At 69.6% G+C, this 23708-nt stretch carries 20 protein-coding genes, 4 tRNA genes and 1 pseudogene; 5 read left to right on the forward strand and 20 right to left on the reverse strand.

From position 1 onward, the window contains the following. Window position 1: 1 nt before the first annotated feature. The 12 genes from IPG61_03200 to IPG61_03255 all read right to left on the reverse strand — a co-directional run bounded on the left by IPG61_03200 (window position 2) and on the right by IPG61_03255 (window position 10979). Entirely contained in the window at window positions 2-1882 is a 1881-nt protein-coding gene (locus tag IPG61_03200) for a hypothetical protein (GenBank protein ID MBK6733092.1), read from the reverse strand. Window positions 1883-2145: 263 nt separating this feature from the next. After that, window positions 2146-2222: transfer RNA gene (locus tag IPG61_03205), tRNA-Arg, on the reverse strand. 48 nt (window positions 2223-2270) lie between these two features. Next, window positions 2271-2360, reverse strand: a tRNA-Ser gene (locus tag IPG61_03210). A gap of 6 nt (window positions 2361-2366) precedes the next feature. Continuing rightward, window positions 2367-2453: transfer RNA gene (locus IPG61_03215), tRNA-Ser, on the reverse strand. Between the two features lie 210 nt (window positions 2454-2663). Next, window positions 2664-3947: a hypothetical protein gene (locus IPG61_03220; protein ID MBK6733093.1), complete on the reverse strand. Its 1284-nt coding sequence runs from the start codon at window positions 3945-3947 to the stop codon at window positions 2664-2666. Then, on the reverse strand, window positions 3944-5107 hold the full coding sequence (mnmA, locus tag IPG61_03225; protein ID MBK6733094.1) for a tRNA 2-thiouridine(34) synthase MnmA: 1164 nt from the start codon (window positions 5105-5107) through the stop codon (window positions 3944-3946). Before mnmA ends, IPG61_03220 begins: the two co-directional genes overlap by 4 nt. A gap of 68 nt (window positions 5108-5175) precedes the next feature. Continuing rightward, window positions 5176-5979, reverse strand: a complete 804-nt coding sequence (locus IPG61_03230) for a tetratricopeptide repeat protein (protein MBK6733095.1) — start codon at window positions 5977-5979, stop codon at window positions 5176-5178. Between the two features lie 100 nt (window positions 5980-6079). Continuing rightward, window positions 6080-7348 (reverse strand): hypothetical protein, encoded by a 1269-nt coding sequence (locus tag IPG61_03235; GenBank protein ID MBK6733096.1) that lies wholly within the window; start codon window positions 7346-7348, stop codon window positions 6080-6082. Further along, window positions 7345-8694, reverse strand: a complete 1350-nt coding sequence (locus IPG61_03240) for a hypothetical protein (GenBank protein MBK6733097.1) — start codon at window positions 8692-8694, stop codon at window positions 7345-7347. The genes IPG61_03235 and IPG61_03240 overlap by 4 nt, the downstream gene beginning before the upstream one ends. Before the next feature lie 34 nt (window positions 8695-8728). Then, window positions 8729-9139: a biopolymer transporter ExbD gene (locus tag IPG61_03245; protein MBK6733098.1), complete on the reverse strand. Its 411-nt coding sequence runs from the start codon at window positions 9137-9139 to the stop codon at window positions 8729-8731. Next, window positions 9136-9777: a MotA/TolQ/ExbB proton channel family protein gene (locus IPG61_03250; protein ID MBK6733099.1), complete on the reverse strand. Its 642-nt coding sequence runs from the start codon at window positions 9775-9777 to the stop codon at window positions 9136-9138. Before IPG61_03250 ends, IPG61_03245 begins: the two co-directional genes overlap by 4 nt. A gap of 47 nt (window positions 9778-9824) precedes the next feature. Next, complete coding sequence (locus IPG61_03255; GenBank protein MBK6733100.1) at window positions 9825-10979, reverse strand: hypothetical protein; 1155 nt, start codon at window positions 10977-10979, stop codon at window positions 9825-9827. Between the two features lie 159 nt (window positions 10980-11138). Here IPG61_03255 and murB point away from each other — a divergent pair, with 159 nt between their 5' ends. Next, window positions 11139-12089, forward strand: a complete 951-nt coding sequence (gene murB / locus IPG61_03260; protein ID MBK6733101.1) for a UDP-N-acetylmuramate dehydrogenase — start codon at window positions 11139-11141, stop codon at window positions 12087-12089. Here murB and IPG61_03265 read toward each other — a convergent pair. Then, window positions 12082-14682 carry a VCBS repeat-containing protein gene (locus IPG61_03265; protein MBK6733102.1) on the reverse strand — a complete coding sequence of 867 codons (2601 nt, stop codon included), beginning with the start codon at window positions 14680-14682 and terminating at the stop codon, window positions 12082-12084. The genes murB and IPG61_03265 overlap by 8 nt on opposite strands. A 393-nt stretch (window positions 14683-15075) precedes the next feature. On the opposite strand from IPG61_03265, the gene IPG61_03270 reads away from it, so the two are divergent. Further along, complete coding sequence (locus tag IPG61_03270) at window positions 15076-15444, forward strand: hypothetical protein (protein MBK6733103.1); 369 nt, start codon at window positions 15076-15078, stop codon at window positions 15442-15444. Further along, a complete protein-coding gene (locus tag IPG61_03275) occupies window positions 15429-16079 on the forward strand; it encodes a hypothetical protein (protein ID MBK6733104.1) in 651 nt (216 codons plus the stop codon). Before IPG61_03270 ends, IPG61_03275 begins: the two co-directional genes overlap by 16 nt. On the opposite strand, the gene IPG61_03280 is transcribed toward IPG61_03275, so the two are convergent. After that, window positions 16005-17675 (reverse strand): ATP-binding protein, encoded by a 1671-nt coding sequence (locus IPG61_03280; GenBank protein ID MBK6733105.1) that lies wholly within the window; start codon window positions 17673-17675, stop codon window positions 16005-16007. The genes IPG61_03275 and IPG61_03280 overlap by 75 nt on opposite strands. Window positions 17676-17988: 313 nt before the next feature. Further along, window positions 17989-18159, reverse strand: coding sequence for a DUF1931 domain-containing protein (locus tag IPG61_03285; GenBank protein MBK6733106.1), 171 nt, complete (start codon window positions 18157-18159; stop codon window positions 17989-17991). 272 nt (window positions 18160-18431) lie between these two features. Between IPG61_03285 and IPG61_03290 the strand changes: the two are divergent. Both IPG61_03290 and IPG61_03295 read left to right on the forward strand, forming a co-directional pair. Further along, window positions 18432-19875, forward strand: a pseudogene (locus tag IPG61_03290) (dipeptidase). A 28-nt stretch (window positions 19876-19903) separates the two neighbouring features. Continuing rightward, a tRNA-Glu gene (locus IPG61_03295) sits at window positions 19904-19978 on the forward strand. 53 nt (window positions 19979-20031) lie between these two features. Here the strand turns inward: IPG61_03295 and IPG61_03300 are convergent. From IPG61_03300 to IPG61_03320, 5 genes are all read right to left on the reverse strand, one after another. Further along, on the reverse strand, window positions 20032-20949 hold the full coding sequence (locus IPG61_03300; GenBank protein ID MBK6733107.1) for a PD40 domain-containing protein: 918 nt from the start codon (window positions 20947-20949) through the stop codon (window positions 20032-20034). Window positions 20950-21067: 118 nt separating this feature from the next. Continuing rightward, window positions 21068-21298 (reverse strand): hypothetical protein, encoded by a 231-nt coding sequence (locus IPG61_03305; GenBank protein MBK6733108.1) that lies wholly within the window; start codon window positions 21296-21298, stop codon window positions 21068-21070. A 126-nt stretch (window positions 21299-21424) separates the two neighbouring features. Next, window positions 21425-21943, reverse strand: coding sequence for a hypothetical protein (locus IPG61_03310; protein ID MBK6733109.1), 519 nt, complete (start codon window positions 21941-21943; stop codon window positions 21425-21427). Between the two features lie 335 nt (window positions 21944-22278). Beyond that, window positions 22279-22656, reverse strand: coding sequence for a hypothetical protein (locus IPG61_03315; GenBank protein MBK6733110.1), 378 nt, complete (start codon window positions 22654-22656; stop codon window positions 22279-22281). Beyond that, window positions 22617-23708 carry a polymer-forming cytoskeletal protein gene (locus tag IPG61_03320; protein MBK6733111.1) on the reverse strand — a complete coding sequence of 364 codons (1092 nt, stop codon included), beginning with the start codon at window positions 23706-23708 and terminating at the stop codon, window positions 22617-22619. The genes IPG61_03315 and IPG61_03320 overlap by 40 nt, the downstream gene beginning before the upstream one ends.

Below are 23708 nucleotides of genomic sequence, written 5' to 3' on the forward strand. Positions count from 1 at the left end.
CTCAGGGCCGCCGCGCGTCGCCGGCTGCCGGCGAAGCGGGCATGATCTCGAGCGTGCGCACGGCATGTCCGCCCAGCGTCCACGCGGTCGCTTGTTCGTGGCGCGCCGCGTAGCTCGCCATCGCCTGGTCGGCCGGTTGCCTCCCGGCGCCGAGAGCGCGCTCCACGCTCGGCGGCATGGCCGCGAGCTCGCGCCCGCCCACGAGCAGCGGACGATCGGCTGCGAACACCGCGACCACGAGTGTCGAGGCCGACCGCGCCGTTTCCAGCAGTTCCCACAGGTCGTCGAGGCGCGTCGGGAGCAGGCGCTCGGGAGCACGCTGCGCCTCGAAGGCGAAGAACTCGGCGGCGCTGGCCGCGACCACGCGGTACGCACCGGCGGGCAGCGACGCCGGGAGCGTCACGGACACGGGAAGTCGCTGCATCGCGCCCGCCGCATCGCGCAGTTCCACCGTGAGCGGCAGCGCCGTCGTGCCCGCCGCCAGGCGCCGCGGCAGCCCCAGCGCGGTGACCACGGCATCGCTGCGCCCCGGCTTGACGTTCACGGTGAACGAGGCCGACTCCAGCGCCACCTCGCTGAACGGATTGTCGAGCAGCAGCGCCAGGGGCGTCATGATCTCACCGGCCAGCATGCCCGCCGCACCCGGACCGGCGGCGACGCCACCGAGGTCCAGCTTCCGCGCGACGGAACCGGCCTTCTCGCGCCAGTTCGTCTCCAGCCGCCAGTCGAAGGTCTGACGGCTCGCGTCATCACCTTCGGCCAGCAGCGCGTTGTAGAACGACCAGAACACGAGCAGCGGCGTCAGTTGCGCATCGTCGGCCGCCGTGAACCGGAACGTGCCGGGCGCAGCGCCCTCCAGTTTCACGGTCACCGGTATCACCGGCGCCACGGCGCCGATGCGACCGGCCAGGCCCGCGCGCAGGTCGTGGTGCACCGCACCGATCACCGGCCCCGGCGATCCGATCTTGAACGAGATGCGGCGGCTCGGAAGGATGGTCACGATGTCCGCCGAAGCCAGGGGCAGGTCCACCGCGCCGCGCTGGAACAGCGGATGGCCCATCATCAGGACGCGGTCGCCATCCACCCAGGTGACGGTGCCGATGGCGCCGAGATCCGCATCGCCGCCGACCAGCGACACGGCACAGGCTGCGCCCGGCACCAGCCGGGGCGGGGCATCGGCCGGCACGTTGCCACCGCCGGCTGTCGCCACCGCCATTCCCGCCGGCCGGCACAGCCAGGCAGGCGCGCCGACGCCGCCGCCCGGCGTCAACGGTTCAAGAAGCGTTGCCGCCAGTTCGAGCGGCTCGGGCCAGCCCGTCACGCCCGCCAGCGCCGGCTTGACTCCGGTCGGCTGCGAGGCGGCGCCGGCTCCGAGCAGGGCCGTCGCCAGTTGACTCTCGTGCCCGCCGAGCAACGCGCGCGGGTCCCAGTCGCCGCCGTAGCGAGGCCCTGCGGCCGGCGACGGATCAGTTGGCAGCGCCAGCATCTCCGCAGCTGGCGTCACGCCGCCGATCGGCGACAGTGAACCCTCCCAGCCGAACGCAACCGCGCCGGCAAAGCGCCCGTCCAGGTAGACCGGGCTGCCGCTCATCCCCTGCGCGATGCTCGATTTCTCGAGGCCGTGGCCCCCCACCTCCACCAGCACGATGGATCCCTGCGCCCGCGCGTTCGGCTGCACGCCCAGCACGCGCACGCTGAACGTGTCGACGCGGCTGCCGGCAAACACGGTCAGTCCGTAGCCGGTCATGCCGATGGTGATCTCGGAAACGGGGATGGGCGGGGGCGCGGCAGATGCCGGCAGGGCCAGAATCCCTGCCAGCCCGGCCGGCAACAGGTGCCCTGCGATGCACCGGGCTCCGGCGCGGGTCAGCCATAACGACACGTGGCGGTTCCTTCCTGTCCGGCCTGTCGCGCATCCCATGGACGCGCGGCCCTGCCGGTGCTCCCTGCCGACAGACAGCGGAAATCTTCCCCGCACGGTAACACAACCGGGGCGCGCGACAGAGTCGGCAGGTAACCCCGGCCGCATCGATAAGTGCCCACGGACGATCAACCACGGGACACCTGATCGCCGTCAGGCCGAAGCCGTCCGCTGCCTGCGGCAAAAGAGAAGGGCGACCGGATGGTCGCCCTTCATCGTCTTGGTGGTACGCCCAGGAGGATTCGAACCCCCAACCTTCTGATCCGTAGTCAGATGCTCTATCCAGTTGAGCTATGGGCGCACCAGAACTGTCAAGCCGCGCGATCAAACAAGCCGCGCCATCAATCTGTGGCGGAGAGGGAGGGATTCGAACCCTCGGTAAGTGTTACCCTACACACGCTTAGCAGGCGTGCACCTTCGGCCACTCGGTCACCTCTCCGAAACCTGGCGGAGGGCGAGGGATTCGAACCCCCATGGGCTTTCACCCGGCGGTTTTCAAGACCGCTGCCTTACCAATTAGGACTAGCCCTCCCAAATCGGGGCGCAGGGCCGGTGCCAAGCGCAGGGCCGATGCCTATGGATACGCAGTGGCGTTCCCGCCCTCGCAAACCCGCCGGCACGCCGGACAGGGCCGCGTTCGCAACGGGAAGGCACGGTACTACTTGGCTTTCCGTTTGTCAAGGATCGCCCTGAGCCCTTTTGCGGGCCCCGAAGTACCTGCCCCGGCTCCGCTTGCGATGGTCTAGCGCCTGGCGCGACGCGACATCGCAGCCAGGTCCAGGGTCACGTCCGGCCCATCCACCGGGCCGGTCAGCCGCAGGTCGAGATTGATGCGACGTTCACGGTCGCGCATCGCCTCGGCAAAGAACGACATCGAACCCAGGTTCGGCGTGAACCCGGGCGGCAGCTTGATGTGCACCGCGAGGTCCATGGCGGTCGTCGACCCGGCCACACCGCCCAGCCCCAGCGCGCCTGCCAGGTCCCAATCCGTGTCGGGGCCGGTGATGACAAGGGTGTCGACCAGGCAACGGCCTTCTTCCAGGCGCACCGCCAGTCGCGACGTCGCGATGCGGATATCGACCAGGTCCTGCCGGTCGCCCAGGTACGGTCCCACGTCGCCGAGCCACGGCCCGGCCCGCAGCAGGCCTTCGCCCGTCGTCAGGTGCGCCGCGGCCGTGAGCGCGTCCAGGCCCCCATCGCCGCCGAGCGGCATGCCGACGTCGGCATCGCCGGTCAGCTTCACGTCCATCTGCGAAGCCACCGCCGGCGCCCAGGCGCCCAGGAGTGCGGCTGCGTCCACGGCTTCAAGCACCAGGTTGCCCGTCAGGGCGCCCGTGGCACCAGCGACCGGGGTGATGACGGCACTGGCCTTCAACCGGCCGCCGCCGCAACCGGCGTCGAGGTTCTCGAAGCTGATCCGGCCCTCTTCGATGCTGCCTTCGGCATTCAGCGTCTCCAGCGCGAACGACGACCACGCGACCCGCGCCGCCTCCAGCGAGAACGAACCCGCGAGGCCGGCCGGGAGTCGCGACAAGGGGCCTTCCGCAGCAGCGGGTGCCACCATCGCGGCCGTATCGCCCTCGCGGGGCAGGCGCAGCCGCAGGCGACCCGTTTCCAGCTCGAAATCCGCCAGGTCCACCGGAAGGCCGCGCCACATCGCCCGCGCCGAGGGACCGCGCGCGGCCACGCGATCGACCACCAGTTCGCGCCGCAGGAGCGGCGCCACCGCCAGTGAGAATTCCAGCTCGGCGAACCTGGCCGTGCTGCCGCCGGCCGACACGAGGCGGGTTTCCCGCAGGCGCAGGCCCGGCCCGCCGAACAGCGTGAGCGAAGCCGAGCCGACGGTCACCTCCGCCCCCGTGGCAGCCGCCAGGGCCTCCTGGGCGCGCGCGGCCACGCGAGCGGACGGAACCAGTCGCGGCGCCACGAAGGCGACGACGGACCCGAACGCTGTCAGCAGCGACAACACGATGATCACGCGCCTGCCGCGACCGGACCCTGCCTTGCTGCCACCGCTTGCCATCATGCGTCCTTTTCATCGCGAACGCGGGGCACGTCGTCGCCCGACGCTTCGGTGTCGCCGCCCCAGCCCGGCTCGCGCAGCCGAGCCCCTGCCAGCACCCGATCCCCGTCGTAGAGCGCCAGGCCCTGTCCCGGCGCCACACCTGACACCGGCTGCGCCAGCGTCACTTCCAGACGATCGCCGTCCCGTCGCCACGACGCAACCGGTGTGCCGGCATGCCGGTGCCGGAGCTGGGCCAGCGGCTGCATGTCGGCCCATTCGCCGGTCGCGCCCGCGGGCCAGCTGTCCGGGAAGCCCGAAGCCTGCGCGGTGAAGCGGTCGCCGACGAGCCGCGTGGCCAGCAACTCGTCGCGGACGCCGACCACCAGCCGGTTGCCTTCCGCTTCGAGCGCCAGCACGTACAACGGTGCCGGCGCCGCCACGCCCAGGCCCTTGCGCTGGCCCACCGTGTAGTGCGCCAGCCCGCGATGCCGGCCCAGGACCCGTCCCTGCCGGTCGACGATCGGCCCCGGCAGTGTCGCCGCCGCGACCGCGCCTGCCTGATCCGGGGCGGCGAACAGGAAGCTGCGGTCGTCGTCCGGCACGAAACAGATCTCCTGGCTGTCGCGACGCTCGGCGACGGGCAGGCCCAGCGCGCGCGCCGCCTCGCGCACCTGTCCCTTGTCGTACCAGCCCAGTGGAAAGACCAGCTGCGGCAGCAGCGAAGGCTCGAGGCGATGCAGGAAATACGACTGGTCCTTGTTGGGATCGAGGCCGCGCCGCAGCCCCGGCGACGGCAGGTCGCGGTCGATGCGCGCATAGTGTCCCGTGGCGGCGAATTCACAGCCCTGGCGTCGCGCCAGCCTTACCAGTTCCGGGAACCGGACGCCGGAATTGCAGGCCAGGCACGGATTGGGCGTGCGACCCGCGGCATATTCCTCGATGAACGGCGAGATCACCCGCTCCCGGAAAGGTTCCACGAGGTCGCCCACCCAGTGGGGAGCACCGTGCAGCGAGGCCAGTCGCCTGGCCTGATCGATGGCTTCGAGCGAGCAGCACGACTGCTCCGTCACCGCATCCTCGTCGCCGGCATAGCAGAAATTCCGGAAAGTGACGCATTCGACGCGACAACCGAGCGCCTGCAGCATGGCCAGCGCCACAGCGCTGTCGACGCCGCCGCTCAAGCCGAGAAGAACCCCTGTGCCGGGGGGCAGGGCCCGGCGCAGGGGTTCGGGTAGAGGCAGCGGAAAGCTCAATGTCCCAGCGTCGGCTCGGGCGCGTTCATCAGGTCGGTGACGATCCTGATGTTCTCCGCCGATCGCGCGCCGATGTCGCCCTCCGGGTCGTACTTCACGGCAAGTTCCCACTCGGTGATGGCCTCGCGGTAGATTTTCGCCTCGGCGAACATGATCGCCAGGTTGTAGTGCGCCAGCGCACTCTGGGGATTTGCGGCCAGGACCTGGTTGAACTCGGCGAGCGCCTGCGAGTGCTTGCGCTGGCGCAGGAACAGCGAACCCAGGTTGCAGCGCGCCTTCTCGTCCGTCGGGTCGACGCGCAACGCGAGTCGGTAGTACGACTCGGCCTTCACCACCTGCTCGGCGCGTTCGACCTGGTTCGCGGTCTGTTCCGCGCGGTCGTCCCACAGCGAGCCCAGGTTCACCATCGGCTCCAGCAGCGTGCTGTCGGCGGCGATCGAGGCCATGAACCGGCCCTCGGCGCTGTCGAGCAGCGCAGCCACGACCGGATCCTTCCAGCCGCGGGCCACGGCGCTGTCCCCGGCCGCAACGTAGAACCGGTTACCGAGCAGGTAACTGGCGTAGGCCGCTTCCGGCGGCCCGCCCGCCGCCAGGTGCCGCAGCGTATCGTCCAGCGCCGTGCCTTCGAGCTTCGTAATCCGCATGGCGAAGCGCTCCAGAGGGGTGGCCGGCGCCTTGTCCTTGGACTGCCCCGCTTCCTTGCCGTCCTTGCAACCGGTGGCCGTCGCCAGGCTGCCGGCCAGCAGCGCCAGAGCCAGGATCCTCGTCGCCATCCGCATCGTGGTCATCCGCCGCATCATTCACGCTCTCCTGTCGCAGGTCACAACATCTCAAGCAGGCCGGGTCCCGCAGGGCAGGCACCGGATCAAGCACCCGGCAACCCGGCAGCCCGATCCCAGTCTACCACCAGGCCTCGAGGCCCGTCACGGAAACAGCGAGCCGAAGGTAACTGGAGCTCAGCCCGTTCTCGCCTTTGTCGCCGATCAGCCCGTAGGTCAGGGCCACGTCCAGGTTGCCGCCGTCGCCTCGCAGCGGGAACCCCGTGCCCACGCTCAGTGAGCGCTCGGTGACTTCCTGGCCGCCCACACGGTAGGGCCAGCGATGCCAGCTTGCCCCCACGCGCACGGGGAGGTTGGCCCACCCGCCGTGCCGCTCGTTGGCCCGCCGGCGCTCCAGGCCGAACCCGAACTCCACTTCCTCGACCAGTTCGTCCTGCCAGTCCGGCTGGGCCAGCCAATTGGCCGGCGCCACCATCCGGGTCCAGTCCTGGCGGCGCAGGTCGGCGCCCGCTTCCCAGCGCCCGCCCAGCCCGGCCGACACGCCCACCGCCAGCTCGGCCGGCCGCGTGATCTCGAACTCGTTCGTGATGCGCTCGGCCACGCCGCCGACCTCGGTCTTGCGGGTTGCCGAAACCGTGTGCTCGCCGGTCCAGGTCACGCCCAGTCGCAGGTCGGCCTTCGGAGTCAGCAACGCCCCCAACGTGAGCGAGGTGCCCGTGAACTGGTCCTCCGCCACGGCGATCACCGATCGGTACGTCGGCACGCCGGCGGACGACAGCGGCGTGTTGAAGTAGTCGGCCATCGTCTCGCGCATTGAGCCGCGCTCAAGGTTGAGCGAGACGGCGCCGGCCAGCATCGGCGTGGCACGCCAGGACACGCCCAGCGGCACCTTGAAGACCGAGCCCTCGCGCTCGAACTGCACGTTGCCGGTCAGCGTGTCCGCCAGCGTTCCGGAGCCTCCGAATCCGTCCCAGGCGTAGAACGTCGAATCAACGCGCGTGTGCCAGCTCGTGCCGCGTTCGATCTTGAAGCCCGCGGTGAACGCCAGCTCACCCTTCTTCACGGGCATCACGACGCGCACATCCGGCACGAAGGTGCGGAACGTGCGCCGGGTGCCGGCCGGCGATTCGTGGCCGCCCGTCTCGCCGTAACCGGTCAGGCTCAGGCCCATCTGCCGGACCCACGCCGTCGAGGCCAGGTTCTTGTAGCCGGGATGAAGGCTGTCGGCCACGGTCAGGCCCCAGCCTCCGCGACCGAGCATGCGCGCGTCGCCCTCGGCCAGGCGCTGCCCCACGCTTTGCAACGCGAACGGCGTCTGCGCGGTCGCCGCGATCGCCAGCAGGGAAACTGCCGCCAGCGTCACCGCGAACCAGGTGGATGTCCGCTTCATCGCGAGCCTCCCAGCCGTTCATCGCGGCGACTATAGGTGATCTCGAGACGCGGTCGCAGGCTGTCGGCAGCGGCCGTCCCGAAGAAGTGGAACTCGGTGAAGTAGAAGTCCGGATCCACCGTGGTCAGGTCGTAGGTCGGGAAAATGTCCTCGCCGGCGGTCAGCACCAGCCCCCGCGGGTTCGTGTAGACGTCGTTGGCCAGGCGCTGCACGAGCGTAGTCACGTCGAACGACAGGTGACGCACCCGGCTGGTGGGCTCCAGGCTCGTCTGCCCGGTGATGACATAGGTGGCCTCGTCCAGTTCGGCCGGCGTCATCGTCACCGGAGCTGCAGCCAGCTTCAGCGAATCGATCTCGGAAACGACGATCGCCTCGCTGTTGCCGAAGGAAAGGCTGCGGTTGTTGGTCAGCTTCAGGACGGCGCGATTGATAAGCACGTCTTCCGGCAGCGTCGAGAAATCGAAATCGAAGGCCGGGTAGGAGCGAAGTCCGGTGCGCAGGACGAAACCGTCGGCCGCATCGGCAGGCACGGCCGCCACCTCATGGAACGTCGAGGTGTCGGCCACCGGCGGCAACAGGAAGTTGACGATCGAGATGTCCTCGAACTCGACGACCAGGTTGGGTGCCACGACCGTGCCCACGGTGACGTCATCCAGTTCGCCGTACCGCAGCAACTCCCGCGAGGCGCAGCCGAGAAGGTCCTCGTCCGAGCCGTCGCCGAGCGAGATCACCAGGCCGACCGTGCCTTCGCCCGCCAGCCAGGCCAGGAAGTCGGTCTCCGACAGGCGCAGCAGCGGCTCGGTGTCGGGCTTCGACTCAAGGGCATCCTCGTTGAGCACGGTACCGTTGTAGGAAGGGATCACGCCCGGATAGCCGACGTACGCCGTGCTGTCGAACGGCGCTTCGAGCTGCTGGACCCGATAGTAGAGAACCCGCTCGGTGCGCGTCGTATCGCCGGCGTCACTGATCTCGATGCGCTGTCCCGCATAGTGCGACAGCTTCGTCAAGCTCAGCTTCACCGACTTGATCTTCGCTGCCGTGAACATCGTGTCGGGATGGTCGGCAGTGAAGATTCCGGAAAAATCGTAGTTCGCAAGGATGCGCGAACTCGTCCCGTTCCGCGTGCCCAGGTAGAGCACCTGCTGGCGGTGGACCGGAATGGCGGCATCCTCCACCTGCACGGAGCCGTAGTCGGTCACCTGCACCGGCAGCTCGATGAGGACGTCATCGAGCGAGTCGTCGACCAGCCCGGCGCCGACCTGGTTCGGCACGTCGCTCGTGCAGCCCCCCAGCCATGCCGCCAGGGTAGCGGCCAGCAGCAACACGCCGGTCGCGGGCCGTTTCACGGATCTGTTTGCCTGCACGTGGCCTCCTGCCCCGTCATTCGGCTCCCGCAGCGCGGGCCGAGAGACTGATGCGGGTGAACCCGCTCTGTTTAATGGTGTCGATCAGGCGGACGACGCTGCCGTGCTGGGCGCCGGCGTCGGCGCGCAGGACCATGCGGTCCTCGCCCGTATCCGCCTTCAACTGCGTCAGCAGCGGCGGCAGTTCCGCCTCGGTCACGAGTCGCTCGTTCAGGAATACCCTGCCGTCCACGGTCAGGTACAGGATGGATGGCGTATCGACGGCCTCCTCGGCCGTCGCCGACCGCGGCAGCACCACGGTGACCGCCGGTTGAGACCGGAAGCTCGAGGTGACCAGCAGGAAGATCAGCATCAGGAACATGACGTCGATGAGCGACGTCACGTTCAGCACGAGGCTGCGCCCCCGCTTCCGCTCACGGAAGTTCACGCCCGGCCCGCCGCGCTGCCGGCCGCTTCGCGCCGCCGCCGCAGTGAATCGAGCAGCCGCGACGCGTACGTCTCCAGTTCGAAGATCAGCCGGTCGGCCCGCGCGTTGAGCCAGTTGTAGGCGACCAGGGCCGGAATGCCGATGAACAGCCCGGCCGCCGTCGTGACCATGGCTTCGCTGATGCCGCCCGACAGCGCTTCCGGGTCGCCGATGCCGGCGTTCGAGACGGCGGCAAAGATGCGGATCATGCCCAGCACCGTTCCGAGCAGGCCGAGCAGCGGCGAAACGGCCGCGACCGTCTCCAGCACGCCCAGGCGCCTCGTCAGCAGCGTGGCTTCGCGACGGCCCGCTTCCTGCAGGACATCGCGGATCACGGTCCAGTCGTTGTCGGCGTGGTCGAGCCCGGCCTTCACGATGTTGGCGAACGGACCCGGGCTTCCCTGGCACAGCGCATAGGCCACCGACAGGTCACGCCCGCTGTCGAGCGTATCGACGGCAGCCGCGATCTCGGGCACGATGATGCGCCCGCGCCTGAGCACGACCAGCCGTTCGATGATGACCGCCAGGCCCAGCAGCGACGCCAGTCCGATCGGGATCATCATCGTGCGCCCGGCCACGATCCATTGCCACATGTCCATAGCAACCTTTCGGGACGGCGCGGTCGGGGCCGCGCCGCACGCCGGCATCAGCGCGGCGGCTCAGGATAAGACATGGTCAACCTTATCTCAAGGTGAGCCAACGGGAAGTGCGAAGGCAGCGGGGCGAACGGCGACGACGACAACAGGGCCGCGCGCGACGCATTGTGCAGCGACGAGTGCCCGTCCGTCTCGACGATCTCCGCCAGGCTCACCTGCCCGTTCTTCTCGACGATCACCCGCATGACGGTCTTTCCCCAGATCAGGCCCAGCTTGCGCCCCTCGGGCACCACCCAGTTGCGCATCAGCGTGTTGCCGAACGCCTGCATCCAGGGCGCGTAGTTCCATTCCCAGGTGTTGAGGCTGAAATCGCCCACACGCGCCACGCCGCTGGTCTGCGGCCCGCTGGCGTCCTGGTCGTAGTCGATGCCCCGGTCCCCCGGCGCCCCGCGATCGGCCCGGCGAAGCACCGACGGCGCCGTTGTCCCCCACCAATCCTGCATCGGCGTCGCAGCGGCCTCGGGCCGCTCTTCGCGGGCAGGCGCCGCCTGGGTTTCCTCGTCACGCGGCACCGGCAGCGCCCCGCGTTCGTCGGCGGCGAGCGACTGGCTGCGCTTGAGTTCCTGGGCCCGCTCTGCCCGTTCGCGCCGCGCCGCCTCGGCAGCTTCCGCGGGCGTCATCTGCTCGCGCGGCCGCTCCGGCTGTTCGGCGGCCTGCGCGGCCAGGTTCACGCCGGCGGCATTCTCGAGGTCTTCGCGCTGCAGGGCCACCTGCGGCGATTCGGCCGCGCGTGGCGCCGACGGTTGCAGCGCGTCGGCCCCCAGCGTCGGGTTGGCCGCCAGCGAATGGTACATGGCCAGGTACTGGGGCTGGCTCGGGTCGTCTTCGGGCGGCGTGTCGCTGGCCAGGCGTTCGGGGATCGAGGTGAAGATGCGCTCGCGCTCCCGTTCCTGGCGCTCGGCCTCGGTCTCGGCCTCCGTTACCGCCTCGGCGGCGGGCTTGTCAGGCTCGAGCGCGATCTCCACCGACGATTCGGCCGGTTCCCGGCGCGGGCTGCTCAGGTCGACCGGCACCCGCTTCAGGACGAGAACGCCCGCCAGGTGCAGAACCAGCGAGGCGATGAAGGCAGCCAACAGGACGCGCCGCTCGCCGGACCCGCGCCCGGAGAAGGCATCCATGCTGCGCGGCGCTGCCGTCGAAGTCACCGAAAAAGCTCCCTGAGCCCGGCGGGACGGCCTGTCCGCCCGCGGAAGGCGAAATGTTACGGCAAGCAGGCGGCATTGCCAACACGGGTTGACGTGCCGCGCCCCCTGCCTGATCGTGGGCGCGCAACCGGGGCCGTTCCCGGCCGCGAAAGGCTGGCCATGAGTGTCGAGGACCGCTTCCTGAAACTGCTGCCGCCCGACTTGCGCGCAAGCGTCCGGCAGGGTGTGCCCCTGCGCGAGCTGACGACCCTGCGGGTGGGGGGACCGGCGGCACTGGTCTGCCCGGTGCATACCCCGGAACAGGCGCTCGGGTTCCAGTCCGCGGCAGCGGCATCCGGCCTGCCCTGGTTCGTGCTCGGCGGGGGCAGCAACGTGCTTGCCGACGACCGGGGCTTCGGCGGCGTCCTGTTGCGCATCGAGGGCCGCTCGTGCGCGCTGGACGGCACCACGGTCACCGCGGCAGCCGGTCTCGACCTCGACGCGCTGGTCGCGCACACGTTGGCGTCAGGCCTGACCGGGCTCGAATTCGCCTCGGGCATACCGGGCACCCTGGGCGGCGCCCTGGCCGGCAATGCCGGCTGCTATGGCCATGAGATCGGCGAGTTCGTTCGGCAGGTGACGGTGCTCACGAGGGACGGCGAGGTGGCGCCCCTGGCCCCCGGCGCCTGCGGATTCCGCTACCGGGGCACGGCCCTGCGCGACGCCGGCGCCCTCGTGCTCGAAGCCGTCCTCGAGCTGCGGCGGGACGACCTGGCGGCGGCCAGCGCCGAACGCCGGGATCACCTGGCCGATCGGCAGGCCAAGCACCCGGTACGCGAACCGAGCGCCGGCAGCTGGTTCCGGAACCTGGAGCCGTCCGAGCCCGGCGGCCGTCGCCAGGCGGCCGGTGCGCTGCTGGAGCAGGTCGGGGCCAAGTCGATGCGCGAAGGGGATGCAGCCGTGTTCCCGCGCCACGCCAACATCATCGTCAACCTCGGGCAGGCGACCAGCGACGACGTACGGCGACTCGCCGCACGCATGAAGGAGGCGGTGCGCGAGAGATTCGCCATCACGCTGCAGGAGGAAGTGCGCTACCTCGACCCCGACGCGCCGGGCGGCCGCCTCATTTGAGCAGCGCCAGCTTGCGCGACATGCGGCCGCCGGCCGTCTCCACGCTCAGCAGGTAGGTGCCCGCCGCGGCATCGCCGCCGACACCGCTGCCGTCCCACACGACCTCGTGGTCCCCGGCCGGCAGCACGGCATCCGCCAGCACCGCCACGCGTCGCCCCGACAGGTCATGAACGGACACACGCGTCCAGCCGTCCCTGTCCAGCCGGAAGCTCGCGCGGATGACAGGATTGCCGGGGTTCGGCCAGGGCCCGGCCAGCCAGGCCGTCCCGGCTGCGAGGTCCCCTGCGGCGCAATCACCGTCGAGCGACGCCAGCCTCGACTCGGAACGACCTTCGCAGAGATCGATGACCAGGCGCAGCGCCGACGGCCGCCCCCACTGTTCCAGTTCGCCGGCCGTCAGCGAGAGCAGCCAGACCCCGCCCTCCTGGTCGAGCCGACCCGCCGCCGCCCCTCCCGCTTCCGCGAGCAGCCGCCACCCGCCGGACAGCCTGGCCTCGAGGCGCCAGGGCCCCTCGAAGCCTGGCTCGAGCCGCACCGATAGTCCGCCCTCGGCGGAGCAGCCGGCTTCCAGGGCCCGCGGCTCGAGGGCCACGCTGCTCGGGTCGATGTTCAGGTGGGTGATTCCCATTCGCAGGGCGCTGTCGAGCGCCAGCAGGTCGAAAGCGCCGTCGGCGTTGGCGTCGATGATCACGAAATCCTGCACTTCCGGCGTCGCCCGCACCGACAGGGAGTACAGGTGGTTCCAGGGCACGATGCTCAGGTAGACTTCGAATCGACCCCTGTCGGCGAGCGCAACCACGACATCGCCACGGCCGTCCTCGTCGAGGTCGGCGATACGCAGGGCCGACGGACGACCGTCCAGGACATGAGAGCCCGTTCGCCGCACCAGTCCCCCCGTGCCGTTGTTCTCGTAAGAGACCAGGGACTCGTCCAGGCGACAACCGACGACCAGGTCATGATCCTGGTCGCCGTCGAGGTCACCCGTCTCGATCAGCGAAGCGCCGTTGCCGGCATGCAGCCATTGTCCCGGACCGAAATCGCGGCCGCCGAGATTGACGCGCCACCACAGGCGACTGGCGCCATCCACGCCGGCGACATCCAGGCGCCCGTCGCCGTTGAGGTCGAACAGAACAGCGCGCGTCGTGGCGATCTCGTAGGTCAGCGTCACCGCCGGCTGGAATCCACCGCCCGGCTCGCCGAACAGCAACTGCACGCGCGCGCCGTCCGACGGCAGGGCGAGCAGATCGACGGAACCGTCCGCATCGATGTCGCCTGACGTCAGGAACGCAGGATAGGAACCGACATCGATCCGCTGCGTCTCCGCGAGAACGCCGCCGGCCACTGCGTCGAACAGCACAACCTGCCCGGCAATGACATCGAGAACCGCAAGTTCGGACACCGCGTCACCGTCGAGTTCAATCGCCTCCAGCTTCCCCGGCGTGAAGCCCAGTTCGTACTCGGTGGAGACTGTCGACATGCCGCCGTCTTCGAGGGCAGCGAACAGGCTCAGGCGAGGCTCGAGCGCCGAAGCCACCATGACGTCGATCCGGCCGTCGCCGTTGAAATCACCCTGGGTCTGGTCGCCGGGCAGGGAACTGAGGGTCAACGCAGGCAGGCCCCAGAACCCGGGCTCGGGCCCGGGCCGGGCCATCATCCAGGCCAGGTACGAACCGCCGGAGGCTGCCGCCGTCACATCGGGCTGTCCGTCCCCGTTGAACTCACCCACGGCCAGCGCCACCGGGAGGCAGCCGGGATAATAGGTCGCGTGGCGGACCCAGCCGTCGGCCGTGCGGCTGGCAAATTCGGCGGCGCCGCGCTCAACGTCGCTGGCCAACAGGGCAGGCTGACCGCCGGCCAGCGTCCACATCGTCAGCTGACGTGCCGGCATGGTCAGGTTGATCTCTACATCCGACACGAATCCCTCGCCGGCAACCCGGAGCAGGCCCAGGCGCGGCGCCTGGCGATCGGCGACCGCCAGTTCGGCGATCCCGTCGCCATCACCGTCCAAGGCACAGACGAAGCCGGCCGCCAATCCCGGAGCCTCGACGACGCGCACCGTGACCTGACCATCCACGGCGGCGGTCAGCACCGCCAGATTGCCCGACAGGAGGCCACGCTGCGCCGCCACCACCTCCGGCCGGCCGTCGCCATCGAGATCGGCTGCAGCCAGGGAATACGGGTCATCGCCCACGGTGATCGTCCGCCGCACCCGCCAGCCGTCATCGTCTGCCAGCTGGGCGATGGCGTCCATTCCGGGCAGCGAGACCGCAAGCTGACCCTCGCCACCGGCAATGTTGCCGAACCAGGCCAGCGTGCCGGGGTCCTCATCGAGCTCGACGGTCTGCTCGAGTTGCAGATAGGGATAGCTGTCGGCAAGCCTCAGGAAGTACACACAGTCGGGGTCGCGGGCGGCGACAACGATCCCGCGATCGGCCAGGGGACGCCCCTCCCAGGGGAGTACCTGCACCAGGCTGCCGCCGAGAAACAGAAGCTGCCGGATCGCCAGCGCGTTGCTGACGGGGGAAAAGCGCGCCAGGGCCAGGTTGCCGCCGGCCATGCCGACCACCAGGTCATCGGTCGTCTCGCCGGGCATCCGAATCGCAAGCACCGACAGGCACGGCTGCGACAAGGCGGCCGTGATCGGGCCCGGAAGGTGACCACCGCGCCCGCCGGCATAACGAACGCCAGCCAGGCCAGCGCGACCACGGTCGCCAGGAGGCGCGCCCAGGGGTACGCGGGGAGGCCGCGGACCCCGAAAGACGAAGGAATCTGGGGAGCGGGATCGGCCTGCATGGTCGCTGCACTTTCCTCGGGGAGGGAACGTGTGCAGTATAAGGACAACCCGCCCGGCGGACAATCCCGGGCCGTTAGGGGTTGACACCTTCGGCCCCGCACCTGAAATTGATGCGGCGTCATGATTGCCTGCCCCGCCGGTCCCCGGGCAACGACCCGCACAGGAGCCTGCATGTCGGTGAAGAGTATTCTGATGGCCCTTTGCATCCTGGCCCTCGGCGCCACGCTGGCGCCGGCTGCCGACGCACAGGCGCCGACACCTGTCCCCGAGGCTGCGCCGACGGCGCGCCCGCTCAAGACTTTCAAGCTGCAGCACGAATCGGCCAACGCTGCCCAGGACCTCGATGTCGAGGACGAGGAGCAGGAGGTCTGGGTGCCCGGTATCCGCCCCGGCACAGTTGAGCTGAGCATGTCCCTCGGTTTCATGAATCTTTCCAGTACGCTGCTTGAGCATGAGCAGATGATCTACAAGTACACGACCGAGTCGACGTACTGGGGCGCGATGTCAAGATCAAGGGCCAGACTGCGTTCAATCCGGTCATTCGGTTGGGCTACAACCTGAAGCCCTGGCTGACGCTCGAGGGCTTCGCCGGCCTGTCGATTTCGGAGTACTCGTCGACGATCGAGAATCGCCGCGTGCGGAAGAACGAAGCAGGCGCCGTGCCCGACGAAGATCCCCCGCTGGGCGACTTCGATGCCGAGGCACGTTCGCTCATCACGCTGCAGACCGGCGTGGACGCGCTGATCTATCCCTTCAATTTCTCGGGCGACGGCGGCGGTCGCTGGCATCCGTACCTGACGGGCCAGGTTGGCAAGATCTGGTACGACATGAACTCCGACTTCACGGCGGGCGCCGCCGGTTCGAACGACATCGCGTTCGGCGGTGGCCTGCGTCTGCTGGCCGAGCGCAACGTCAGCATCCGCCTCGAGGCCACGTACCACATGAACTCGATCGAGTTCAAGCCCGCGGAGTACTTCCGAGACCGACGAGGGCACCACGCTGGTGCCGCTCGTGGAATACCCGGTGCTGGAAGGTGGCGCCTTCGACGAGCGCCAGATCACCTCCTTCGCGTCCGAGGACATCAGCTATCTGGTCTGGTCGCTGGGATTCCAGGGCTCGTTCTAGATCGCCGCGCGCCGGCGCGCTCCCACGGATCGAGGCAGCGGGCGGCCCTTGGGTCGCCCGCTCTCTTTTGACGCGAAGACCGTCGTCGGCGTCATCCCGCCGGGTCGATCAGCAATTCCCGCCTGAACTCGAGCGCCTCCCGCAGGTGCGATTCCTCCACGACGACCGCCGCGTCGAGGGCAGCCACCGTGGCCGCCACGGCCTGGCAGCGGACCACGGCGCGAAGTGACAGCCCGAGCGCCCGGCGCGCCTCGTCCATGAAGTCGCCGTTCCCCGCAGGCCTGAGGCGCACCTGCCTCGCGCGACCAGGCCACAAGGCGCCTGCGTGCTTCGGTCATGACTTCCCAGGTGGGCATTTCACGCCATCCGGCTCCGACAGGCACAGGCGCCGGTGCGCTGAAGGACCCGCGCCACACCGACATCTCCGCGAAGATGTCGATGCGATCGAGCAGTGGTCCCGAGAGCCGGCCCAGGTAGCGTGTCCGTTCACGCGGCGGGCAACGGCAGGTCCGCACGCTGCTGCCGTGGTAACCGCAGCGGCAGGGATTGCTGGCTGCCACCAGCTGGAACGCTGCCGGGAAGCGTCGGTGGCCGGTGCCACGCGACACCGTGACATGGCCTTCCTGCAGCGGCTGGCGCAGCACATCGAGAACGGCGGGTTGGAATTCCGCCAGTTCGTCGAGAAACAGCAGGCCGCCGTGGGCCAGCGTCACTTCACCCGGGCGCAGGCCCGGCCCGCCGCCCAGCAGCCCGGCCTGGGTGACCGTATGGTGGGCGCCGCGGCATGGCCGGCGGCCCGCCAGGGCCGACATGGCAAGCAGCCCGGCGGCGCTGTGGATACGGGTCACCGTCAGCGCCTCTGCGGGTTCCAGGGGTGGCTGCAGGTCGGCAAGCAGGCGCGCCAACCGCGTCTTGCCGGCGCCCGGCGGCCCCACCAGCAGCAGGTTGTGACGCCCGGTGGCAGCCACCACCGCGGCTTTGCGTGCCAGCTCCTGCCCCGTCAGGCGAGCCAGTTCGGCGCAGGCCGCGACGGCGGCCGCAACGGCCTGTCCCCCTTCACCTGCGGCGACGCTGCCGGACACCGGCGCTACGGCACCGTCGCGAGGTTCCTGCCGGCAGGAAGGCTCCGGACGTTCCGGCTCGCAGCCGCGTCGACACCAGTCCAGGACTTCCGCCAGGTCCCGCGCCGCCACCACCTGCAGACCGGGCACGAGTTCCGCTTCCCGGAGCTGCATCGCCGGGACGATGGCCGTGCGCCGCCCGCGTCCCGCCACATCCAGCAGGACCGGGAGCAGCCCGCGCACGGGCCTCCCCTCGCCGAACAGCCAGAGTTCCCCCAGGAAGACACACCGCAGGCGCGCTGCCACCGCGCCTTCGACCGACCAGCCCTCGACTGCGGCGGCAATGCCCAGCGCGATCGCCAGGTCGAACGAAGCCCCGCTCTTGCGCACACCCGCCGGCGCCAGATTCACCGTGATGCGACCAGGAGGCACGCGTACACCGCCGTGACGCAGAGCCGAGAGTACGCGCTCCCGGCTCTCGCGCACCTCGGTTCCCGGCAGCCCCACCAGATGGTAGCCGGGCAACCCGCGATTGATGACCACCTCGACGCTGACCGGCAATCCCGCGATGCCCGCCAGCGCGCCCGTCCTGACCCGTACCGGCATGCCGCCTCCCTGCTGCTGCGGACAGCGTCCGCATGGAGCACGCCGACCATGTCGCGCATCGGAACCGGAAGCAGCATCGGCAGCGGTAACGCCGCTGCCCGGTGCCATCTCCACGGCGACGGCCCGGCGATCGGACTGCCGAACCAGTGCGGCGTCGCGCGGCCGCACCGTCGCCTGGAAGTGACAGCCCGGGCACGGGTGTCCCCCAAAGCGGAACGGGGACCCTTGCAGGCCCCCGTTCGCAGCGATGTCTCGCCTCAATCTTCAGTCGGATCGCTGGCCCGCGCCGCAGCGCGACCGGCTCCGCCCGCGACTACAGGTCGCAGGGGCGAACGGTCTTGCGACCGTTCTCGAGGGCGCGCTTCTCGGCGGCCACGATCAACTCGCGCACCTTGGCGTCCAGGGCGTCGTAGAATTCGCCGGACACGTTGCACTCCTTGACGGCTTCCTTCGTCTTCGTCTTGCTGATGATCATTTCAGCCATGTGGGTTCCTCCCCTGGACTGTGGGACGTGAGGATGACGCCGCCAGCGCCGCGCGGCGACCGGTGCGATCGCCCGCGGGCGATGACGGCCACGGGCGGACCGGAGGCGGCGGACAGCCTCGAAATCAGGCGCCGGCGACGGGACGTAGCCAGCCGACCCGGTCACAATCGCCTCGACACCCCGGCGTGTCAGGGTAGTTTGGCGGCGTACGAACCGCTGAACCAAGGCGCGCCAGACCCCGCCGCGCGCCACATCCGGACCAGGAGAACGCCATGGCCCTCGACGAGGTGCTCGCCTACCTGCAGGCGCATCAGCAGAAGCACGTCGACCAGCTGTGTGACCTGTTGCGCATCCCCAGCATCAGTTCGCAGTCGGATCACGCGCCCGATATCCGCCGCGCAGCCGAGTTCTGCGCGGGCGAACTGCGCGAACTCGGCCTGGAAGTCGAGATCGTCGAAGGCGATGGCCACCCGCTGGTCTTCGCGCGCACAGAGCCCCTGCCCGACCGTCCCACGCTGCTCCTGTACGGACACTACGATGTGCAGCCGGTCGACCCGCTCGACCTGTGGCAGACGCCGCCGTTCGAGCCCAGGATCGAGAACGGGATCATCTATGCCCGCGGCTCCACGGACGACAAGGGCCAGTTCTACGCGCATTTCAAGGCGCTTGAAGCCTATGTGCGCACGGGCACGGAGCTGCCGGTCAACCTGAAGTTCATCATCGAGGGCGAGGAGGAATGCGGCGGCCACCACATCTACCGCTACACGGAGGCCAACGCAGCCAAGCTCGCCTGTGACGCGCGGTGATCATCTCCGACACGGCGCTGTACAACGAGACCACGCCCGGCATCTGCTACAGCCTGAAGGGGCTGGCCTACATGGAGATCCGCGTGAAGGGCCCGTCACGCGACCTGCACTCGGGCAGTTACGGCGGCACCGTGCAGAACCCGGCCAATGCCCTGGCCCAGATCATCGCCGGGCTGAAGGACGCCCAGGGGCGCTGCACCGTGCCCGGCTTCTACGACGCCGTGCTCGACCTCGACGCCGAAGAGCGTCGGTCCTTCGCTTCGCTGGGTTACACCGACGATGTGCTGCGCGACGAGACCGGTGCTCCGGGTCCCGCCGGCGAGGAGGGCTACACAACGCTGGAACGCATGTGGGCCCGCCCCACCTGCGACGTCAACGGCATCACCAGCGGCTACGGCGGACAGGGCGCCAAGACCATCATCCCGGCGCACGCCATGGCCAAGGTCTCCATGCGCCTGGTCCCGAACCAGGACCCGCCGAAGATCGCGGCGGCATTCGCCGACTGGGTGCGTCAACTGGCGCCGCCCGGCGTCACCGTCGAGGTGGAGAACCTGCACAACGCGAACCCGGTGCTGGTGCCGCGCGATTCGCCGATGATGCAGGCCGGCATCCGCGCCTTGGAAGCCGGCTTCGGGGCGCACCCGGTCTTCATCCGCGAAGGTGGCAGCATCCCCATCGTGGGCACCTTCCAGGCCTGCCTGAAGGCGCCGGTGCTGCTCCTGGGCTACGGCCTGTCGACCGACAACGCCCATTCCCCAACGAGAAGTTCCACCTGGAGAACTTCTGGCGTGGCGCGCACGAGTGCCTTGCTCTTTGTCGAGGCCGCTGCCCGCTGAACGGCCGCCGTCAACAACGGGGCCCCGGAACCTTGCCGGTTCCGGGGCCTCGTTTGACATCTCGGGAGCGATAGGGTAGTTTACGCGGTTCCGGAATCAGGCGTCCCCGTCGTCTAGTGGTTAGGACACCGCCCTTTCACGGCGGCAACACGGGTTCGAGCCCCGTCGGGGATGCCAACTCCGCGCCCCCAACTCCGCCCCCCATTGCGGCCCGCAGCCGCCCACGACCCCTACTGGATCGTGATCTCCCAAAGGTTTGGCGCCAGCGCGCCCCAGTTGCAGTACACCAGCTTGCGACCGTTCGGGCTCCACCGCGGCCAGTAGCCGCCGTCGCTCGTCAGCTGACGCGGGTTCTTGCCGTCGACGTCGATGCACCAGACTTCCATGGTGCCGGACTGCCCGCTTTCGAACGCCACGCGGCGACCGTCAGGAGACCACGCCGGGTGACCTTCGTAGCCGGCCAGCGGCGTCAGCTGCGTGAAGGCACCGCCCTTCGCCGGCACGGTAAACAGGGCCGACATGCCGTCCTTGCGGTTCGACTCGAAGACGATCGTGTTGCCGTCGGGAGACCAGTCGGCCGTGCGGTCATAGCTGCCGCCGACGCTGACCGTCAGGCGCACTGCCGTGCCGCCACCCACCGGCGACAGCCACAGGTCCTGGCCGTTCCCGCCGCGGTTCGACTCGTAGACCACCAGCGTGCCGTCCGGCGACACGGCCGGGCTGCCGTCATCGCCCGCGTCGTCGGTGATCTGCACGGGCGCGCTGCCCGCAGGCGCGAGATCCAGGCGCCAGATGGACTTCGTGCCGCTGCGCGTGGATTCGAACACGAACCCGCTGCCGTCGGGCAGCCAGAAGGGTGCCGTGTCCTCCCCCGCGTTGTCGGTCAACTGAAGGGCGGCCGCGCCGTTGGTCGGCAGCAGCCAGATCTCGCGGTTGCCGGTGGCATCGGACTCGAAAAGGATGGCCGAACCGTCGGGTGCGTAGATCGGGTTGGCTTCATAGACCGCGTCGGTCGCCGTCAATTGCTTGATCGTGGCCTCGGGCGTCGGCGCCACGGGCGCCGGCGAATCGCCGCCGCATCCGGCAAGAACCGCCATTGCGGCCAGTCCGCAGATCATCGCCGCCGTCGTGCAGGTCCGCTTCGACATGTCAGCCTTTCCCTTCGTCCGTTCCTTCGCCTCGCAAGGACCTTCCCGGCGACGCACCCTTCTTCCGGTCGGCGGGGCCGCGCGGCCCGCGCCGGGTTCTTCATCAGCGAACTCTTCGTCAGCGAACCAGCGTGACCGAGCCGCGCGAAGTGACGGCCGCGGCGCGCACCGCGTAGAGGTAGCGGCCCGAGGGCACCAGCCGGCCGGAGTCGTCCGCGCCGTCCCAGGTGACAGCCACCCTGCCGTTCGCCGAGGCACCGCCCTGCAGCTTGCGCACCAGCTGGCCGCGGATGTCGTAGATCGCGATCTCGGCGCCGTCGACTTCGGCAGAACCCGCGGGCAGGGTCATCTCGATCGTCGTGCGCGGGTTGCAGGGGGTTCGGGAAGGCCTGGCTGCTCGCCACGCCGACAGGCTCCACGCCGGTCAGGTAGCCGGCCAGCAGTTCGCGCAGCCCTTCGATGCGGTCGGGCGTCGTCAGCGTGTGGTTCTCCAGGCCGATGCCGCGGGTCGCCAGCACGCCGCCGAACAGGTAGCGCAGGTCCTCGGCCAGGATCTCGCGGGCACGGAAGGCATGCGAGGCTTCGGGGCCGGCGGCGGCGAGGTCCAGCCCGCGCAGGGCCGCGTAGGCGTCCCAGCGGCCCGGCTGGCCGTCGATAAAGGAATGCCGTCGAGGATGAAGACCTCGACTTCGACGTCGGTGCTGAATCCCGTCATGTCGGCCAGGGCATTGGTGACGACCGTGACGTCGAACGGGTACAGGGTGCGGGTCGCCGCGTCGAGGGCGACCGTGCCCGCCAGCGGGTGGCTGAACTCGCGGCTGCCGTCGGCCTTGCCCACGCACATGGCCGAGACTTCCGAGGCATCATGGAAGGTCGCGCGGATCCCGTTGGCGAACGTCTCGGTGCGGGCCGCCTGCGCCGTCGCCGCGGCCAGCAATCCCAGCGCCGCAAACGTCATCGCGAAGCCGGTCTTCAGTCCGCTGCGGGCCATCATGGGGTCCTTTGCGCCGCGATCGTCCATTTGCGGGCCGGCCGGGGAATCCGCCGCCACTTTCCTCGCCTCTGCTCGAAATACCGCAGCTTTTGTTCCCCGCGGACTGCCGGCGACAGGATGGCCGGACGGCGGCAACGGCTCAACGCCGCCATGGGCGCAACCTGTTGTCCTGTATCAGGTAAGGATGGGAGAAATGTCAGGACGCGAGCGCGCCCAGGCCGGGCCGTGAGGCCGGGATGGGGCGACGGCAACGCGAAGTGGGGAAATTACGCAAAAGACCGGGGAAAAACGCGCAGCCTGGGGCCGGAATCCACAGCCCCGGAATCGTCAGCGACTCAGGCGGGAGAGCCCCGGGTACCGAGGCGGGTCAGCACGAGGGCGCCGAGGCCGAAGGCCAGGGCAGCGGCCTTGATCAGCAGTCCGATCACCAGAAGGGAAACGACCCCGGCCCAGGGCCCGCCCAGCAGGTTCAACAGCGAACCCAGGAACGACGGCAGATGCAGGACGATCAGGCCAAGGGCCACGGCCAGCGCGGCCGGGCGTCCACGCGCGCCGACACGCTCGCCGACGACGACGCCCGTCGCCGACAGGCTGAGCACAACCACCGCCGCGACGCCCAACGCCAGGAGGAGCGCCACCGGCACGCCGATGACGGTGATGACCAGCAGCGCCGTCAGCACCGCCAGGGCCAGGGGCGCCACCAGAACCAGCAAGGCACCCGCGCCGAAGACGCGCATCGGCTCGGCGCGCAGCCTGGCCAATACGGTGGCCAGGCGCGCCCGGGACTGGCCGCCACGGCCACCAGCGCGGCCAGCAGCGTCAGGAAGAACAGGCCCTGGGTGACCACGAACGACAGCACGCGATGTTCCAGCAGGCGAGAGAGCCCTGCACCGGCGCCGCCGTCGAGCCAGTCCAGCGCCACGGTGTCACCGGTCTCGGCGCCCGCATCAGCGGCCAGACGCCCGCCAACGGCCACGACCGAACCGCTGACTTCGGCCTCGTCACGCAGGCTGAGGCCGCCACCCACAGTCACCACGTTGCCCTCGACACGGCCGGCGACATCGCAGTTCCCGAAGACCACGACCACGTTGCCGCGCACATCCTCGTCCGCCGCCACGACCAGGGACTGCCCGACGCGCACGAGGTTTCCATTGATCACGCGACGCGGCGGCTCCGGAGGTTCGGGAACGGGAATGAAGCTGCTCCAGTCCAGACGATGCCCCGAACCGGTTCCCGCGGAATCGGGCAGCTCCTTGAGGATCGCCTGCGTCAACGCCTCGAGCCCCTGGCTCACGCGCTCGTCGAGATTCTCGGGGATGGCGATGATGATGCCGTCGCCGGCGCCGTCGACCAGCGAGATGCGGTTGTCCTTGACCTCGAACTCGAGCTTGCGCAGTTCGGTGCCGATGCCCTCGATCACGCGGGTGATGTCGCCGATGTTCTGTTCGATGACGACACGGTGTTCCGCGGAAAGGCGGGCGCCCGACTTGTCGAGCGCAAGGCTGTCACTGAGGACGCGGATGACCTCACGATAGTGCCGGATCTCCTGCAGCAGGGAATCACGCCCGGCCACGGCGGCCGGGCTGCGCGGCGCCTCGGGGGCGGCGGGCGCCTGGCGCACCTCGCGCACCTCGCGCACGGTCACCGCTCCGGCGGGCGTGGAGCCTGCCGCGAGGACGAGAAGGAACATGAGGCACAGGACGAGGGCATCGCCGTTGGCGCTGCGCCGGCACGGGGCCGGCAGGGGCTGCCGCGGCAACGACAT

This window comes from bacterium (assembly GCA_016703265.1).
Lineage (GTDB): Bacteria > Krumholzibacteriota > Krumholzibacteriia > LZORAL124-64-63 > LZORAL124-64-63 > CAINDZ01.

Bases quoted from the DNA above. Each gene is read 5' to 3' on its own strand.
- IPG61_03220 (MBK6733093.1), bottom strand. From the start codon at position 3,947: ATGATGGCAAGCGGTGGCAGCAAGGCAGGGTCCGGTCGCGGCAGGCGC.
- IPG61_03230 (MBK6733095.1), bottom strand. From the start codon at position 5,979: ATGATGCGGCGGATGACCACGATGCGGATGGCGACGAGGATCCTGGCT.
- IPG61_03235 (MBK6733096.1), bottom strand. From the start codon at position 7,348: ATGAAGCGGACATCCACCTGGTTCGCGGTGACGCTGGCGGCAGTTTCC.
- IPG61_03250 (MBK6733099.1), bottom strand. From the start codon at position 9,777: ATGGACATGTGGCAATGGATCGTGGCCGGGCGCACGATGATGATCCCG.
- murB (MBK6733101.1), top strand. From the start codon at position 11,139: ATGAGTGTCGAGGACCGCTTCCTGAAACTGCTGCCGCCCGACTTGCGC.
- IPG61_03265 (MBK6733102.1), bottom strand. From the start codon at position 14,682: ATGCCCGGCGAGACGACCGATGACCTGGTGGTCGGCATGGCCGGCGGC.
- IPG61_03270 (MBK6733103.1), top strand. From the start codon at position 15,076: ATGGCCCTTTGCATCCTGGCCCTCGGCGCCACGCTGGCGCCGGCTGCC.
- IPG61_03280 (MBK6733105.1), bottom strand. From the start codon at position 17,675: ATGCCGGTACGGGTCAGGACGGGCGCGCTGGCGGGCATCGCGGGATTG.
- IPG61_03285 (MBK6733106.1), bottom strand. From the start codon at position 18,159: ATGGCTGAAATGATCATCAGCAAGACGAAGACGAAGGAAGCCGTCAAG.
- IPG61_03300 (MBK6733107.1), bottom strand. From the start codon at position 20,949: ATGTCGAAGCGGACCTGCACGACGGCGGCGATGATCTGCGGACTGGCC.
- IPG61_03305 (MBK6733108.1), bottom strand. From the start codon at position 21,298: ATGACCCTGCCCGCGGGTTCTGCCGAAGTCGACGGCGCCGAGATCGCG.
- IPG61_03310 (MBK6733109.1), bottom strand. From the start codon at position 21,943: ATGATGGCCCGCAGCGGACTGAAGACCGGCTTCGCGATGACGTTTGCG.
- IPG61_03320 (MBK6733111.1), bottom strand. From the start codon at position 23,708: ATGTCGTTGCCGCGGCAGCCCCTGCCGGCCCCGTGCCGGCGCAGCGCC.